Here is a 16111-nt window from a genome sequence, read left to right on the forward strand (position 1 = left end):
AAGGAGTTTTGATGATTAACCTGCCCTACACCGACGCACTCTGTGCGCTGGCGCAGCCTTACAACCTGGATGGCCTGCCGCCGGGGTTGTTCGATCGCGCCATGGCTGAAATCAGCCTGTTTCATTGCCACCATACCCCCGGCTACGAACGTTGGCTGCACGCCCACGGCCTGGATGCCCAGGCCCTGGACACGCTGGAAGACTGGTCGCGACTGCCGCCGATCTTCGCCAACTTTTTCAAGCAGCATCTACTGTTGAGCCCCACCGGCGAAGGCGCGCTGGAACTGACCTCTTCCGGTACCAGCGGGCAGAAAAGCCGCATGCGCTATGACGATCGCAGCATGGCCGCGGCCCAGGGCATGGTCACACGGATTTTCCAGCAGTACGGCTGGGACACCCCGGACACCCCCTGCAATTACCTGCTGCTGAGCTACGAACCCGAGCCTGACAACCGCCTCGGCACCGCCTACACCGATCAGTTCCTGTGCCGTTATGCGCCTGCCAATCGAGTCGTCTACGGCTTGCGGCGCACCGGCAATGGCCACGAATTCGACCTTTTTGGTGTGATTCGCGCGTTGCAGGCCTTCGCCGAAGAACAACTGCCGGTGCGCATTTTCGGCTTTCCGGCGTTCCTCTGGCAGGCGCTGCAACGGATGGAAGCGACCGACATCGCGCCACTTGAATTGCCGGCAGAATCATTGGTATTTCTCGGCGGCGGCTGGAAAAACCACGCCGCGCAGGAGATCCCCCGGACCCGGCTTTATGAACGGATCGCGCGGCAACTGGGCATCGACCCGGCGCGCTGCCGCGACGGCTATGGCGCGGTCGAGCACGCCGTGCCCTATATCGAATGCGCCCATCACCATTTCCATGTACCGGTTTACTCGAAGGTGTTCGTGCGCAATCCATCCGACTTCAGTGTCCAGCCTTATGGCCAAAGCGGCCTTTTGAATTTCGTATCGCCCTATATTTCGTCGAGCCCGGCCCATGCCGTGGTGATGAGTGACCTGGCCACCCTGTATCCCGGCGCGACCTGCGGTTGCGGCCTGGCCACCGACTGGTTCCAGCTGCATGGACGCGCCGGCACCAGTCCCGGCCGCAGCTGCGCCATGGCCGCGGCCGAACTGCTGGGGAGGGCTTGATATGTTTTTGATCAATGGCCACCTGCACGCCGACCTTGCCCTCGATACCGCCCTGGACCGTCTGCACCAGGCCTTGCCACGATTACTGATGGCGCCTGTCGACAGCGACATCGTCGTGGCTTCGGCCGCGCGCTTTGCCCGGCAATTACAGGCTGGCGAACTGGACGTCGGCCTGGAGGACGATCAACGCCTGGCACTGATCGACTTCTGCCAGCCCGAGCATTTGAACAGCAAGCTTGAGCGCGAACTGGGCGTACAACCGCGCTCCCTGCGACGCAACGACTACCGGCAACCACGCTTCGAAAGCTGGCACCCGCTGGGGCTGGTGGTGCACATCACACCGGCCAATGCGCCGATGCTGGCGTTTTGTGCGGTACTGGAAAGTCTGCTGGCCGGGAACATCAACTGGCTGCGTCCCAGTTCCAGCGATCAGGGGCTGACGGCCCGCCTGCTGGGCGCCCTCGGCCGGTGCGACAACAGTGGCCGGCTGGCCGACTTTATCGCGGTGCTGCCGGTGGCGACCGCGGACATTGCGCGCCTCTGCACCCGCGCCGATGCCGTGGCGGCGTGGGGTGGCGAAACTGCGCTCAGGGCGATTCGTCAGCAAGTGCCCATCGGCTGTCGCTGGATCGACTGGGGGCACCGCATCAGTTTCGCTTATCTTTCGCCCGAAGCGGCGCAGCCGGACGCACTGGATGCCCTGGTGGACGAAGTCTGTCGCCTCGATCAACAAGCCTGTTCCAGCCCGCAATGGGTGCTGGTGGACAGTGACGACCCGGTCGTTCTGCACGACATCGGATCGCGCCTGGCCGAGGCGTTCAAACGTCGCGGTGCGCACTGGCCGGCGCTGGTTCCAACCGATCAAGAGGCCGCGGAAATCACCACCCGCTGTGCGATGGCGCGGCTGGAGCAGAATTTTGCCGGGCAAACCGGTGGGGTCTGGAGCGAAGCGCGATGGCGAGTCATCTGGGAACATCATCGAACCCTCGCCCCCTCCCCGCTGTTTCGCACCCTGGTGCTCAAACCGGTGCCACAGCCGCTGATTGCCGAAACGCTGCTGCCTTGGCGCACTGTGCTGCAAAGCTGCGCATTGATTTGCCCTCCGGCACAAACGGCGGCGCTGGTGCGAACGCTGGTTAATGCTGGCGTCACCCGCATTGCGCCAGCCAAGTCGATCCACGAAGGCTACGCCGGTGAGCCCCATGATGGCGTGTACGCGCTGACTCGCTTGAGTCGCCGCCTCTCGGTAAGCCTGCCCGCGGATGTGCTGAACACTCATGCCAGCCTCGACGCACTGCCACCCGTCCTGGACACGACGGGCTTTGCGATCATGGACAAACACGCCTTCCAGACCCAGCCCATCGCCCGGACGGCGCAACTGTACTTTCGCTCCGGCGGCAGCAGCGGTACGCCGGCGCTGGCCGGTTTCAGCTATCGCGACTTTCAACGGCAAATGCGTGCAGCGGCTGACGGCCTGTTCGCTGCCGGACTTGATCCGGCACAGGACCGGGTCATGAACCTGTTCTACGGCGGCGGCCTGTACGGCGGTTTTTCCAGTTTTTCCTGGATTCTGCACCTCATGGACGCCGCCCATTTCCCCATGGGCGCGCCCCATGACGATGACTTCAGCGAAATCGCCCGGCTGATCGTGCAGCACAAAGTCAGTGTATTGATCGGCATGCCAAGCACCCTGCACCGGCTGTTCCTCAATGAACAGGCGACCCTGCGGGCGTACGCAGGGATCCGCAAAGTGTTCCTCGGTGGCGAGCATCCCGGACTGGCCAGCCGCCAGTTGATGGAAAGCTGCGGGGTGTCGACGATTCGCTCGGCAATTTACGGCTCCGTCGACGCCGGCCCCATGGGCCATGCCTGCACGGCGACCAGCGATGGCATCTTTCACTTGATGTGCGATACCCAGCATCTGGAAATCGTTGAGCTGGAACAGGATGTGCCTGTTCGCGACAGTCAAGTCGGACGCCTGCTGTTCACTTCACGGGCCCGCGACACGCAGACCGTGCGGCGCTACGAAGTGGGTGACACCGGGCGCTGGGTTCCCGGGGATTGCCCCTGCGGGCTAAGTTCGCCACGGTTCGAGTTGCTGGAGCGACATGGGCAATGGCTGCGGATCGGCACCGAATTCATTTCGCCTTCACACCTGGTGCGCTGTGCAGGTGTGCCTATTCAGCTAGTGCTCGACCATGGGCCTGACGGAGTCGAACGCCTGAGGGTCCGTGCCGATGGCGACGTGCAACAGGTTCACGACCAACTGTTGTCCGATCCCCCGCTGAATACAGCAGTAACGGGCGCTTTGTTGATACTGGAAGTTGATACGTGCGCAGCCACCCAGTTTGAACGCAACAGCCACAGCGGCAAGACGCCGTTAGTGATCGATCGGCGCAAACAACAATAAATTTTATCGGCAGTTAATTATTTAACCAGACGCCTGATACCGGGAATGGAATTCCAATGAAAGAACTTTTTACGCTTGAACAATTGGTGCAATACATACGCGAACATTCACGCTTCTATAACCACCATCTTAAATATTTACCCCCGCAGGGATTCACGTTAAACGATATTCCCGTCATCGACGCAAGTGACTATTGGGCCGGCAGCCATGATTTAAAACAATGGCCGGTCCTGACAGCGACTGTCGAAGATGGGCTGTTGTTTAAAACCGGGGGCACCACCAGCGTGGGCAAGCTGGCGGTTTACACTCACGATGAATGGCAAACGCTGGTCACCGCTTTCGGTGAAAACCTGTCGTCTCAACTGAACAATGGCGACCGGGTTGCCAATCTGTTTTTTGCCGGGGACCTGTGCGCCAGTTTCCTGTTTATCCACGATTCACTGGCCCATGTCCGGGTTGCAATCAGTGAATTCCCGTTTACCGGCCACGTCGATTTCCAGGGGCTGACAGCGGCGATCAGCGACCACAGGATCAATGTCCTGTCGGGCGTACCGGCCCAGTTGCTCAAGTATGCGGCGTACCTGACAGAACAAGGTCGCGTGCTGGACGGTGTCGCCACCCTGCTCTACGGTGGGGAAAGCGTATTTGCCGGGCAACTGGCGATCTTCGCCAAGGTCTTCCCCAATGCCCGCGTCGCCTCCATCGGTTACGCCAGTGTCGACGCCGGCTTGATCGGGAGCTGCGACCGTGACTGTGCACTGGGCGAACATCGGGTGTTCGACCATCACACGGTGCTGGAGATCATCGACGAACTCAGCGGCGAAATCATTGACGAGTGCAACCGCGTGGGCCTGTTGGTGGTGACCAACCTGAATCGTCGGTTGATGCCGCTGTTGCGCTACCCGGTGGGCGATCGCGCCTGCTGGCTTGAGCCTGCTGAAACGCCGAGGCGCAAATTCGCCCTCAGGGGCCGCAGCGTTCACAGTCAGCGTGTACGCGTGGGGGTAATGTCGCTGTTGACCGACGAAATACACGACATCATCCAGCGCATGACCCACAGCGATCAGTGGCAATTGCGTATTGAACAGGTCGAATACAAAGACCTGTTGAGTGTGCATTGGGTGCCCGAAGACGGCGCCCGGAACATCGAAGCGCAGAGTCTGGCGTTGCGCCAGGCACTCATCGCCCACTACCCCGCCATCGACCTCCTGGACCAGGATGGTCTGCTGGATTTCCAGGTCAGTCCCTGTGCCATTACCGATCTCGCGCTGCACCCGCGCTCGGGCAAACAACTGCGAGTCCTCGACTTGCGGGTGTACACGCCTGTACCGGAGGCGGGGCCATGAGTCAGTTGATTTTCCGCCCCTTCAGGCCCTCCGATGCCACGGCGGTCAGCGGACTTTTTCGACAGGTGTACGGCGATCACTACGTGCAGCCGGATGTGTATCTGCCGAAGTTGATCACCCAGCACAACAACGAGGGTCGCTGGCAATCGATGCTCGCGGTGGAGGGCTCGCAGGTCCTCGGTCATGCCGCGTTATGCCGGGACAAACACCCGACCGACAACCCCGAACTGGCCCTCAGCGTCGTGCACCCGGCGACGCGCGGACAGAGCATCGCGACCCGTCTGGGCCGTGAGTTGCTGGAACAATGCGCTGCGGTCACCGGCCGGTGTGTCCTGATCAAACAAGTCACCCACCACCCTTACACCCAGCGCATGGCGCACACACTGGGGTTCCATAGCACCGGCTTGCTCCCGGACTACGTGCCCTCGCCTTTCGCCGAGGCATTGCCGGAAACCATTGTCGTCGGTGTTCATCCGCTCGCCGAGCGTGCATGCCCGCTACCCGATATTGCCTGGCCGGACAGCTGCCGGGCGTTCGTGCAGCATCTGGGCTCGGTGTTCGGTATCGACCCGCGCGTGCCGGACTCCCCGTCGCGGCCCCTGCAAATGAAACAGCATCACCAACGCGTGGATGTCGTCATCGAGTGCCTGGGCAAACGCCTGCTCGATCAGTTGGCTCAATTGCCGGGGAGCTGGCTGATGTCGGCCAGGCTGGCCCTGTCAGCGAACTTTGCCGAGGACAGTGAGCGATTGAACAGTAAAGGTTTCGTCTTCTGCGGGCTGATCCCCGCACCTGATCAAGGCCGATGGTTCGCCCTGTTTCATCGCGGCGCCCGGGTGCGCCACCTGGACCTGCTCTGCCCGCATATGCAACAGCTGCATCACAATCTGCAACTCGCCACACGCGCCGAAGCCACCCGTTCAGCGGCCTGAGACGCTTCGGTAAAAATGCTGGCCCGGTTGCGCGCAGAGCTCAACCAGCCAGTCGACAAACACCCGCACCCGCCGGGATAACTGGCGGTGTGGCGGGTACAGCGCCGTCAGCGGCATGCCCGGTGGCGGCGCGTCCCTGAGCACCTCGCACAGGCGCCCCTCGTCCAATTGCCGTGCAACGTGGTAGTACGGGGCCTGGACCAACCCGTACCCGGCCTCACACGACGCCATGTACCCATCGGCGCTGTTGACCGACACCTGCCTGGGCAGATTGACCTGCTGCACCTGCCCCTCGACCACAAACTCCAGGCCGAAGCGCGCACCGGTAGTGGCGGAGAAATACTCCACCATCTGATGACCCTGCAGATCCGACGGGCTCCGGGGCACGCCATGACGCTGCAAGTAATCGGGGCTGGCACAGGTGACCTGATCGAGCATGACCAGCGGCCGCGCCACCAGTGACTCATCCAGCGGTGAGCCGCCCCTCAGCACGCAATCCACGCCTTCGCGAATCAGGTCCACCGTGCGGTCATTCAAGCTGATTTCCAGTTCGATCTGCGGGTACCTGGCAGTGAACTGTGGCAATGCCGGAATCACGATCAGCCGCCCGATCCCCGCCGGCATGTCCACCCTCAACAAGCCCTTGGGGTTGTGCCGGGCCGCGGAAAACACCGCTTCGGTTTCCTCAAGATCCGCCAGCAGGCGCACGCAACGCGGGTAATACGCCGCGCCGTCGAGGGTCAGGCTGATGTGCCGGGTGGTGCGCTGCAACAGTTGCACACCGAGGTGGGCTTCCAATTGCTTGATCAGAATGGTCACCGAGGCCCGGGGCATTTGCAGGCTGTCCGCCGCTTTGGCGAAGCCGCCCGACTCGACGATCCGGGTAAACACGCGCATGGCGTTGAGACGGTCCATGGTTCTGCTGTACCTGCCGATTATTTAGAAATAACGAATAGTGATAGCAGTTTTAGCCGGTTTATCTGCTTTGTGTCGAGGTGAACAATGACGGCTCACCTTTCAAGGAGCTGATCTGATGCAAACACGTCAATTGGGCAAGAACGGACCACACGTGAGCGCCATCGGTCTGGGCTGCATGGGCATGACCGATTTCTACACCACCGGCACCGATACCCGTGAAGCCACCGCTACCCTGCACCGGGCGCTGGAACTGGGGATCAACCTGCTCGACACCGCGGACATGTACGGCCCGCACACCAATGAAGAGCTGATCGGCAAAGCCATTGCCGGCAAGCGCGACCAGGTGTTCCTGGCCAGCAAGTTCGGGATCGTGCGCGACCCGGCCAACCCGACCGCGCGGGGTGTCGATGGCCGCCCGGCATACATCCGCCAGTCGATCGATGGCACGCTCAAGCGCCTGGGCGTCGACACCCTGGACTTGTACTACCAACACCGGATCGACCCGCAAGTGGCCATCGAGGAAACCGTCGGCGCCATGGCCGACCTGGTGCAGGCCGGCAAGGTGCGTTACCTGGGTTTGAGTGAAGCCTCGGCGGCCACGCTGGAACGGGCGCACAAGGTGCATCCGATCAGCGCGTTGCAAAGTGAATATTCGTTATGGAGCCGCGATCAGGAAGACAACGGTTGCCTGGCGGCGTGCCAGCGTCTGGGTATCGCGTTTGTCCCCTACAGCCCGCTGGGTCGCGGCTTTCTGACCGGCGCACTGAAAAGCCCGGACGACTTCGCCGCGGATGACTACCGCCGCTTCAGCCCGCGTTTTCAAGGGGAGAATTTCGCGAAAAACCTGCTGCTGGTGCAGCAGGTGCAAACACTGGCCGCCGACAAGGGCGTGACCGCCGGGCAACTGGCGTTGGCCTGGGTCCTGGCGCAAGGCGATTACCTGATCCCGATTCCCGGGACCAAGCAACGTAAATACCTGGAGGAAAATGTCGCGGCGCTCGACGTGAAACTCAGTGCCGGCGAGCTGCAGGCGCTGGAAGCGATCTTCCCGGCCGATGCCACCGCCGGCCTGCGTTACCCGGAAGAGGTCATGAAGCTGCTCGACCGCTGAGCCATCGACTTCTGCCCCGCTCGATAGGTTGATCGGGGCAGAAGGTTACTTGTCCTTCTTCTTGACGGTCGTGCCGTTACCTTCGCCGTAGGTCTTCAGGTTCTGCAGCACGTAGATCGCTTTCTTGAACTCAGGAACCAGGTAGTTGGCGTACTTGTTGCCCTTGAGGTTGTTGTTCTGGATCGAGTCCAGTTGCGTAGCAAAGTATTCCAGCGCGTTGAACTTGGCGTCGGGATCAGTCGGAATACCAAACTTGTCGAACTGGGAACCCGCGTTGAGCAAGGTCAGCGCGGTCACATCGCCGATGATGCCGTTCTGCTTGAGAAAGGTACTCATGTTGCCCAGTTGCTTGGTCGAGATGTTCGTCGGATCGAAACCCTTGACCTGCTTGAACAGTTGCAAGCCATCCATTTTCGCCCGATCGAGGATCGTCGGGTTGGTGCCGACCATGGTCAGGATTTCCCGCACCTTGGCACTCTGGGACACCGGCTTGGAATTGGGTGAACCCTGGCGAACCAGCAGGCCCGATTTGGCAGTCCAGCTACCGACCACACCAATAGTCATGACCGTACTCCTGCCAGCGCGACGAGTTTCGGATGTCCTTGCGAGAACATAAAAAATCCTTGTTTAAGCGAGATGATTGCGGGGAAGTATCGGCGCGAAACGACGGTCCACCTACTAATATTTCGACTTTTTACAATTATCGTACATTTTCGATACAAAGCACCAAGTGCCCGGTTTTATTGGCCTGGATGAAATTTTTGATCATGGTATAGCCACTACATTGATTGTCATTTTTTACAGGGTCTGTCCGTTTGTACCGGTTTCGACACTCACCTCTCCTGTACCGTTTGTCCCTCTACCTCATTTCGTGCACGTCCGTACTAAAGCTCGCCACCGGCGGGCCGATAAGCCTTGGATAGCCCCTTTTCAAACACGACACTCCAACAATAAAAACGCAACACAAGGACCGGTCCCATGCCCGCATTTCGTACCATTCAGGCTCGCTACACGCTGTTTCTGGTCCTGTTCATCCTGCTGCTCTCGGTGCTCACGGTCGTGGGCATCAGCCAATTGGTCGCGCCGAAGCTGCGCCACACCGAAGAACAGGTGGCCCTCAATCGCATTGCCGAAGTCGCCGAGCAGATCCAGGGCGAACTGAACAAGGTGCAATCCCAGCAACGCAGCATCACCCAGACCATTCCCCTGCTCGACAGCGCCGCCATCGATACGGTGCTGCCCGGCCTGGTGGACCAGTACGGCGAGCTGAAAGTGTTTGGCGGCGGGATCTGGCCACTGCCCGGCCAGCGTGAAGCGGGACGCAACAAGTTCAGCACCTTCTGGCACCGCGACAGCTCCGGCAAACTGGCGGTGAACACCTTCTGGAACAGCGACGCCGCACCCAACTATTACGACCAGACCTGGTACAAGGGCGGCATGGCCACCCCTCGCGGTCAGTGCGCATGGGCCGCGGCCTATAAAGATGACGCCAGCGCCGAGCCGCGCACCAACTGCGCCATGGCCATCCAGAAAAATGGCGTGGCCTACGGCGTGTCGACCATCGACGTGACCCTGGGCTTCTTCAACGACTTGATCGCGCGCAAGGAAAAAGACCTCGGCGCCGAGATGCTGATCGTCGAAGCCGACGGCAAAATCATCAGCAACAGCTCGCGCATCAGCGGGCCGGTCGTGCTGAAGAACATCAGTGAGCTGGCCGGCAACTCGCCGTTCGCCAGCCAGGTCAAGGCCGGCTTGCAGAACCGCGACAAGGCACAACGGGTCGAATTCGACAACAACGGCGAAGCCAATACCTTCTTCATGCGCCCGATCGAAGGCACGCCGTGGTTCCTCGCCACTGCCCTGCCGACCAAACTGATCACCGCCCAGCGTGACGATGTCCTGAACACCTTGAGCCTGTTGCAGATTCCAATGGTGATCCTGCTGGTCCTGCTGCAGATCTACGCGATTCGCCAACTGATCAACCGCATGAAGATTCTCAAGGCCAACATTGATGCACTGTCGGCCGGCGACGCCGACCTGACCAAGCGCATCACCATTCGCGCCGAAGACGAACTGGGGGCCATCGGCCATTCGGTCAATGCCTTCATCATCTACTTGCAGAACATGATCGGCGAAGTGACCCAGGCCACCGGCGCCATGGCGTCGAGCCTGGACAACCTGCAACGGACTTCGGCGCACACCAGTCAGATCCTGGTGCGTCACGCTTCGGAAACCGACCAGACGGTTACCGCCATCACCGAAATGAGCTCCACCGCCGACAGCGTGGCGCAGAACGCCGCCGAAACCGCGTCGTTCACCCAGCGCGCCAGCGAACACGCGGATCGCTCTCGAGTCGTGGTGGGTGAAGCCTCCAGCAGTGTCGTGGCATTGATTGAAGAAGTGGCCAGCGCCACCCATAAAGTCGAAAACATGCAGCAGGACGCGCAACGGATCACCGAGATTCTCGGGGTGATCGGCGCGATTGCCGGGCAAACCAACCTGTTGGCGCTTAACGCGGCGATTGAAGCGGCGCGCGCCGGTGAACAGGGTCGTGGTTTTGCGGTGGTGGCCGATGAAGTCCGCGCCCTCGCCGCCCGGACCCAGGCCAGCACCTCGGAAATCAACGAAATGCTCAAGCGCCTGACCCAAGGCGTGAGTTCCTCGGTAGCGGCCATGGAAAACACCCAGGCCAGTTGCCAGTCCGCCGCCGACGCGACGGCGCGGGTGAACTCCGGGCTGGATGAAATGGCCGGCTCCGTCAGCCACATCAACAGCCTCAGCACCCAGATCGCCACCGCCGCCGAACAGCAAAGCGCCGTGACCGAAGAGATCAACCGCAGCATGGTGCAGATCCGCCATATGGTGGATGAACTGGTGAAAAGTGGTCACGCGAGTGAACTCAATACTCAGCAGTTGCTGGAAGCCAATAGCCGGGTGAGCTCAATCATGGGACGGTTCAAGGTTCGATAGTCAACAAAATCCCTGTAGGAGCGAAGCTTGCTCGCGAAAGCGACGGTACATCCAACGATGATGTTGGCTGACGCGACGCCTTCGCGAGCAAGCTTCGCTCCTACAGGATTGGTGTCGTTCTCGTATTACTTCGAAACACTCTCACTCCTCTTCATTGGCTAAAGCAGTCAAAATGCCTCTTTTTTTGACCGCCACCCGAGTCGAGACCTTCCCATGCGAACCCACCTGCGTCTGCTCGCCCTGAGCGCCTTGTTTCTCTCCTCCCTGGCCCAGGCCGCCGACCTGATCCCGATCGAAGTGCACCGCGATGCGAATTGCGGCTGCTGCAAGAAATGGATCAGCCACCTGGAAGCCAACGGCTTCAAGGTCGAGGATCATGTCGAAGCCGATATGAGCACGTTCAAGCAACAGCACGGCGTGCCGCCCCGCCTGGCGTCGTGTCATACCGCGTTGATCAACGGCAAGTTCGTCGAAGGCCATGTGCCGGCCGAGCAAGTGCTGGCGCTGAGCAAGCGTGCTGATCTGCTGGGGGTCGCCGCGCCTGGCATGCCCATGGGTTCGCCTGGCATGGAAATGGACGGCATGAGCGACGCTTATCAAATCATCGGCCTGAAAAAGGACGGGACTGACACCGTGGTGGCGGACTACCCCGCCCATTGATGTTGGGCGCTTACATCGGGTTGTTTTTATCGGCATTCGGTGCCGCGACGCTGCTACCGTTGCAGTCCGAAGCGGTGCTGGTGGGGCTGTTGCTAAGCGACCAATATTGGCTCTGGTCGCTGCTGGCCGTCGCAACCCTGGGCAATGTCCTCGGCTCACTGCTGAACTGGTGGCTGGGTCGCGGCATCGAGCGCTTTCGCGGGCGACGCTGGTTTCCGGTCAGCCCGCGGCATCTTGAAACAGCCCGAAAACATTATCAGCGCTACGGCCATTGGTCGTTGTTGCTCAGCTGGGTGCCGGTGATCGGCGATCCGCTGACCCTGGTGGCGGGCGTTATGCGCGAGCCGCTGGGGCGGTTCCTGTTGATCGTGACCCTCGCCAAGGGCGCCCGTTACGCCGTGCTGGCCCTGGCAACCCTGGGCTGGATGAGTTGAACGATCAGGGTCGTTGATTGCCTGTGTTTAATGTCGCCCTAATCATGCCCTTCCAGCATCCGTGCATTTCCCATGGAGTTAACCTATGTCCCCTTCCCGCTGGCTGCCCTGCCTGCTGCTGACCGCCGCGCTGCCCGTCCTGGCCCACGCCGAAGGCCCGGCGTATGGCCCGGAGTTGCAAGGCTTCGACTATCCCTACACGGTCAAGCATTTTGCCTTTCAATCCCAAGGCAAATCCCTGCAAATGGGTTACATGGACGTCGCCGCCCATGGCAAGGCCAATGGGCGCAGCGTGGTGCTGCTGCACGGCAAGAATTTCTGCGGCGCCACTTGGGACAGTTCGATCAAGGCCTTGAGCGAAGCCGGTTACCGGGTGATCGCCCCGGACCAGATCGGCTTCTGCACCTCCAGCAAGCCAGACAATTACCAATACACATTCCAGCAACTGGCGACCAACACCCAGCAGTTGCTCAAGGCGCTGGGCATCCAGAAAGCCACCCTGCTCGGGCACTCCACCGGCGGCATGCTCGCCACCCGTTATGCCCTGCAATACCCGGAACAGGTCGAGCAACTGGCGCTGGTCAACCCGATTGGCCTGGAAGACTGGAAAGCCCTCGGCGTGCCGTATCGCACCGTTGATCAATGGTACGACCGTGAACTGAAAGTCACCGCCGACGGCATCCGCGAATACGAACGCAGCACCTATTACGCCGGGCACTGGAAGCCCGAGTTCGACCGTTGGGTCGACATGCTCGCCGGTCTCAGCAAAGGCCCGGGCAAGGCCCAGGTGGCATGGAATTCGGCGCTGATCTACGACATGATCTTCACCCAACCGGTGTACTACGAGTTCAAGGATTTGAAAGTGCCGACGCTGTTGCTGATCGGCACCTCCGACACGACCGCCATCGGCAAGGACATCGCGCCACCGGCGGTCAAGGCGAAAATGGGTCACTATGAAGTGCTCGGCAAGCAGGTGGCCCAGCTCATTCCCCAATCGACGCTGATCGAATTCCCCGGCCTGGGCCACGCGCCACAGATGGAGGAACCGGCGAAATTCCACCAGGCCCTGCTGGGCTGGCTAAGCAAATACAACCCTGTTCGCGGATGAGGTAAGGCTGATGGCAGTGCAGATTGCGGTGATCGATGACTGGCAGGACGTGGCCAGTGGCGTGGTGGACTGGTCAGTGCTCGATAGCCTTGGCGAAGTCAGTTTTATCCACGATTACCCGGCCGACAACGATGTCCTGGCCGAACGCCTGGGCGGGTTCGAGGTGATTTGCGTGATGCGCGAGCGCACGCGGTTCGACGAAGACCTGCTGCGCCGCTTACCCAAGCTGAAACTGCTGGTCACCGGCGGCATGCGCAATGCGGCGCTGGACCTGAAAGCCGCCGCCGCGCTGGGGATTCAGGTCAGCGGCACCGACAGCTACAAACATGCGGCCCCGGAACTGACTTGGGCGCTGATCATGGCCGCCACCCGCAACCTCGTCGCCGAAGCCAACGCCTTGCGCGCCGGGCTTTGGCAGCAAGGCCTGGGCGGCGACCTGCATGGCAAGACCCTGGCGATTCTCGGCCTGGGCAGCATCGGTCAGCGCGTGGCGCAGTTCGGCCAGGTGTTCGGCATGCGCGTGATCGCCTGGAGCGAAAACCTCACCGCCGAACGCGCCGCTGAAGCCGGCGTGACCTATGTGAACAAGCAGGAGCTGTTCGAACAGGCTGACGTGCTGTCGGTGCACCTGGTGCTCAGCGACCGTAGTCGCGGGATGGTTGATGCTCAGGCTCTGGACTGGATGAAACCCACTGCACTGCTGGTGAACACCGCCCGTGGGCCGATTGTCGATGAAGCGGCGCTGATCAAGGCGTTGCAGAAAAATCGACTGGCCGGTGCGGCGCTGGATGTATTTGAGCAGGAGCCGTTGCCTGAACATCATCCGTTCCGCACGCTGGAGAATGTGCTGGCTACGCCCCATGTCGGGTATGTCAGTCGACAGAATTACCAACAGTTTTTTTCGCAGATGATCGAGGATATACAGGGTTGGGCGGCGGGCGCACCGATCCGGTTGTTGAAATAAAGCAAAGATCAAAAGATCGCAGCCTTCGGCATCTCCTACAGGGCTGCGATCTGTGCACCGCAACGGTGCAAAACACTCGCTCCCCGTGCACACCGATATGAATCCCCCGTGACATTTTGGCCCGCTATTCCAAAAAAACATGCCCTTCGTCGGTGCGTTTGCCCTCCAAATCAGTACGTCCGTACCTCTTTAAACCGATTGTCGAACAATTTTGCCATTTGCTCCGTGCCGCTCTAAGTTCTGGCCTAGACTGATTTTCGCGGGTTGAAACCGGTCGGTCACAAAGCGGGAAAATAGTCGAAACTTTTGCGTGTTGTGCAGAGTCCTCTCTTAGACGGGGGCGTTCCGACTGGTGCAATCCTTGCAGTAACCCTTGTATGAGCCGCTCCACCCTTTGTGCTTTAGCGTATTGGGCAGCCATTGCTCCTCGATGCGTAGCGCGTTTGCGCCCGGCCACAGGATTTGGCCACGAACACCGTTTGTGCCAGGCCTAGAATTAGATCAACAACACGGGAGATTCATATGATTAGTGCGGCTTTAGATATTCAGGGAGAACGTGCTCATCAGCAGGTCGGCGAATCGAGCGCCGTGAATGCCCCGAGCACCAAAGTAGTCAGCGTCCCCGGCACCAAGACCCTGGCCCCCGTCGCCAGTCAGAACCCCAACAAGAAAAAAGTCCTGTTCGTCACTTCGGAAATCGCCGACTTGGTGAAAACCGGCGGTCTGGGCGACGTCTCTGCCGCGCTGCCTCGGGCCATGGCGCACTTGCACGACGTGCGTGTGTTGATCCCCGGTTACCCGCAAGTGCTGCACAGCGAGAACCCGATCCACATCATTGGTGAACTTGGCGGTCATGCCGCATTGCCGCCCTGCAAGATCGGGCGCATGGACATGCCGGACGGCCTGGTCATTTACGTATTGATCTGCCCCGAACTCTACGAGCGCGAAGGTTCGCCCTACGGCGCTAACAACGGTCGCGACTGGCCGGACAACCACATTCGTTTCGCCCGCCTGGGCCTGGCCGCAGCCGATATCGCCGCCAACCTTGCGCAAATCCACTGGTGCCCGGACCTGGTGCACGCCCATGACTGGCCGGCCGGCCTCGCCCCTGCCTACATGCACTGGCGTGGGCAGCGCACCCCGACCCTGTTCACCATCCATAACCTCGCCTATCAAGGCGTGACCAGTCTCGGCTCCTGCCCGGAACTGGGTATCCCGATGCACGCGCTGCAACAGGAAGGCATGGAGTTCTACGGCAAGATGTCGTTCCTCAAGGCGGGCATGGCCTATGCGAGCCACATCACCACCGTTAGCGCCACCTACGCCCAGGAAATCACCACGCCAGCCTTCGGCTGTGGCCTCGACGGTTTTCTCGCCGCCAAGACCCAGCAGGGCCTGCTCAGCGGGATTCCCAACGGCATCGATGAAAGCTGGGACGCGGCCACCGACCCGCACCTGTTCTGCCCGTTCACCATCGGCGACTGGGACGGCAAAGCGGTCAACGCCGCCCATGTGCGTGAGTTGTTCGGCCTCGAAGACTCCGAAGGTCCGCTGTTCGCCGTGGTCTCGCGCCTGGTCTACCAGAAGGGCCTCGACCTGACAGAAGCGGTGGCCGATTTCATCGTTGAAAACGGCGGCCAGATCGCAATCATCGGCCGTGGCGAGCCGGAAGAAGAACAAGCCATGCGTGAATTGGCCCTGCGCTTTCCCGGCCAGGTCGGGGTGCGTATCGGCTTCAATGAAACCGACGCCCGCCGCATGTTCGCCGGCAGTGATTTCCTGCTGATGCCTTCGCGCTACGAACCTTGCGGTTTGAGCCAGATGTACGCCCAGCGCTTCGGCTCGTTGCCGGTGGCTCGCAACACCGGCGGCCTGGCCGACACCATTGAAAACGGCGTGACTGGCTTCCTGTTCGACGAATCCACGGTCGAGAGCTACCGCGAAGCCGTGGGCCGCGCGTTCAAGGTATTTGCCTTCCCGGAACTGCTCAACGCCATGCGCTGCCGCGCCATGGCCGCACCGTTCAACTGGTGCAAGGCCGTCGAACCCTACGCCGAACTCTACGAACGACTGGTGGCGAAAGCCTTGGGCAAATCGGGCCATAAATAAAAAAGAG

General features: G+C 60.7%; 13 protein-coding genes. 11 read left to right on the forward strand and 2 right to left on the reverse strand.

The genetic code is table 11. From position 1 onward, the window contains the following. Nucleotides 1–11 precede the first annotated feature (11 nt). The 4 genes from HKK52_RS05430 to HKK52_RS05445 are packed head-to-tail and all read left to right on the forward strand — an operon-like array spanning nt 12 to nt 5830. Nucleotides 12–1142 carry a LuxE/PaaK family acyltransferase gene (locus tag HKK52_RS05430; protein ID WP_169369894.1) on the forward strand — a complete coding sequence of 377 codons (1131 nt, stop codon included), beginning with the start codon at nt 12–14 and terminating at the stop codon, nt 1140–1142. A 1-nt stretch (nt 1143) separates the two neighbouring features. Then, nucleotides 1144–3552: an acyl-CoA reductase gene (locus HKK52_RS05435; protein ID WP_169369895.1), complete on the forward strand. Its 2409-nt coding sequence runs from the start codon at nt 1144–1146 to the stop codon at nt 3550–3552. A 56-nt stretch (nt 3553–3608) separates the two neighbouring features. Further along, nucleotides 3609–4898 carry a phenylacetate--CoA ligase family protein gene (locus HKK52_RS05440; RefSeq protein ID WP_169369896.1) on the forward strand — a complete coding sequence of 430 codons (1290 nt, stop codon included), beginning with the start codon at nt 3609–3611 and terminating at the stop codon, nt 4896–4898. Then, the gene (locus HKK52_RS05445; RefSeq protein ID WP_169369897.1) at nt 4895–5830 is read left to right on the forward strand and encodes a GNAT family N-acetyltransferase; all 936 of its coding nucleotides are present in this window, start codon (nt 4895–4897) and stop codon (nt 5828–5830) included. Before HKK52_RS05440 ends, HKK52_RS05445 begins: the two co-directional genes overlap by 4 nt. Here the strand turns inward: HKK52_RS05445 and HKK52_RS05450 are convergent. Further along, nucleotides 5819–6745 carry a LysR family transcriptional regulator gene (locus HKK52_RS05450; RefSeq protein WP_169369898.1) on the reverse strand — a complete coding sequence of 309 codons (927 nt, stop codon included), beginning with the start codon at nt 6743–6745 and terminating at the stop codon, nt 5819–5821. The genes HKK52_RS05445 and HKK52_RS05450 overlap by 12 nt on opposite strands. Before the next feature lie 118 nt (nt 6746–6863). On the opposite strand from HKK52_RS05450, the gene HKK52_RS05455 reads away from it, so the two are divergent. Beyond that, nucleotides 6864–7859 carry an aldo/keto reductase gene (locus tag HKK52_RS05455; protein ID WP_169369899.1) on the forward strand — a complete coding sequence of 332 codons (996 nt, stop codon included), beginning with the start codon at nt 6864–6866 and terminating at the stop codon, nt 7857–7859. A 45-nt stretch (nt 7860–7904) separates the two neighbouring features. Here HKK52_RS05455 and HKK52_RS05460 read toward each other — a convergent pair whose 3' ends face one another. After that, the gene (locus tag HKK52_RS05460) at nt 7905–8423 is read right to left on the reverse strand and encodes a hypothetical protein (RefSeq protein ID WP_169369900.1); all 519 of its coding nucleotides are present in this window, start codon (nt 8421–8423) and stop codon (nt 7905–7907) included. A gap of 414 nt (nt 8424–8837) precedes the next feature. On the opposite strand from HKK52_RS05460, the gene HKK52_RS05465 reads away from it, so the two are divergent. From HKK52_RS05465 to glgA, 6 genes are all read left to right on the forward strand, one after another. After that, nucleotides 8838–10829, forward strand: coding sequence for a methyl-accepting chemotaxis protein (locus HKK52_RS05465; RefSeq protein ID WP_169369901.1), 1992 nt, complete (start codon nt 8838–8840; stop codon nt 10827–10829). 213 nt (nt 10830–11042) lie between these two features. Continuing rightward, nucleotides 11043–11489, forward strand: coding sequence for a DUF411 domain-containing protein (locus HKK52_RS05470; RefSeq protein WP_169369902.1), 447 nt, complete (start codon nt 11043–11045; stop codon nt 11487–11489). Further along, entirely contained in the window at nt 11489–11923 is a 435-nt protein-coding gene (locus tag HKK52_RS05475) for a YqaA family protein (RefSeq protein WP_169369903.1), read from the forward strand. Before HKK52_RS05470 ends, HKK52_RS05475 begins: the two co-directional genes overlap by 1 nt. Before the next feature lie 85 nt (nt 11924–12008). Further along, the gene (locus HKK52_RS05480) at nt 12009–13031 is read left to right on the forward strand and encodes an alpha/beta fold hydrolase (RefSeq protein ID WP_169369904.1); all 1023 of its coding nucleotides are present in this window, start codon (nt 12009–12011) and stop codon (nt 13029–13031) included. Between the two features lie 10 nt (nt 13032–13041). Then, nucleotides 13042–13995 carry a D-2-hydroxyacid dehydrogenase family protein gene (locus HKK52_RS05485; protein WP_169369905.1) on the forward strand — a complete coding sequence of 318 codons (954 nt, stop codon included), beginning with the start codon at nt 13042–13044 and terminating at the stop codon, nt 13993–13995. A 522-nt stretch (nt 13996–14517) separates the two neighbouring features. After that, on the forward strand, nt 14518–16104 hold the full coding sequence (glgA, locus tag HKK52_RS05490) for a glycogen synthase GlgA (RefSeq protein WP_169369906.1): 1587 nt from the start codon (nt 14518–14520) through the stop codon (nt 16102–16104). Nucleotides 16105–16111 lie beyond the last annotated feature (7 nt).

Origin of the sequence: Pseudomonas sp. ADAK2, from assembly GCF_012935755.1 — a bacterium.
Lineage (GTDB): Bacteria > Pseudomonadota > Gammaproteobacteria > Pseudomonadales > Pseudomonadaceae > Aquipseudomonas.

What these genes read in the sequence shown, in the direction of transcription:
- HKK52_RS05430 (WP_169369894.1), top strand. Translation starts at nt 12, where the DNA reads ATGATTAACCTGCCCTACACCGACGCACTCTGTGCGCTGGCGCAGCCT.
- HKK52_RS05435 (WP_169369895.1), top strand. Translation starts at nt 1,144, where the DNA reads ATGTTTTTGATCAATGGCCACCTGCACGCCGACCTTGCCCTCGATACC.
- HKK52_RS05440 (WP_169369896.1), top strand. Translation starts at nt 3,609, where the DNA reads ATGAAAGAACTTTTTACGCTTGAACAATTGGTGCAATACATACGCGAA.
- HKK52_RS05445 (WP_169369897.1), top strand. Translation starts at nt 4,895, where the DNA reads ATGAGTCAGTTGATTTTCCGCCCCTTCAGGCCCTCCGATGCCACGGCG.
- HKK52_RS05450 (WP_169369898.1), bottom strand. Translation starts at nt 6,745, where the DNA reads ATGGACCGTCTCAACGCCATGCGCGTGTTTACCCGGATCGTCGAGTCG.
- HKK52_RS05455 (WP_169369899.1), top strand. Translation starts at nt 6,864, where the DNA reads ATGCAAACACGTCAATTGGGCAAGAACGGACCACACGTGAGCGCCATC.
- HKK52_RS05460 (WP_169369900.1), bottom strand. Translation starts at nt 8,423, where the DNA reads ATGACTATTGGTGTGGTCGGTAGCTGGACTGCCAAATCGGGCCTGCTG.
- HKK52_RS05465 (WP_169369901.1), top strand. Translation starts at nt 8,838, where the DNA reads ATGCCCGCATTTCGTACCATTCAGGCTCGCTACACGCTGTTTCTGGTC.
- HKK52_RS05470 (WP_169369902.1), top strand. Translation starts at nt 11,043, where the DNA reads ATGCGAACCCACCTGCGTCTGCTCGCCCTGAGCGCCTTGTTTCTCTCC.
- HKK52_RS05475 (WP_169369903.1), top strand. Translation starts at nt 11,489, where the DNA reads ATGTTGGGCGCTTACATCGGGTTGTTTTTATCGGCATTCGGTGCCGCG.
- HKK52_RS05480 (WP_169369904.1), top strand. Translation starts at nt 12,009, where the DNA reads ATGTCCCCTTCCCGCTGGCTGCCCTGCCTGCTGCTGACCGCCGCGCTG.
- HKK52_RS05485 (WP_169369905.1), top strand. Translation starts at nt 13,042, where the DNA reads ATGGCAGTGCAGATTGCGGTGATCGATGACTGGCAGGACGTGGCCAGT.
- glgA (WP_169369906.1), top strand. Translation starts at nt 14,518, where the DNA reads ATGATTAGTGCGGCTTTAGATATTCAGGGAGAACGTGCTCATCAGCAG.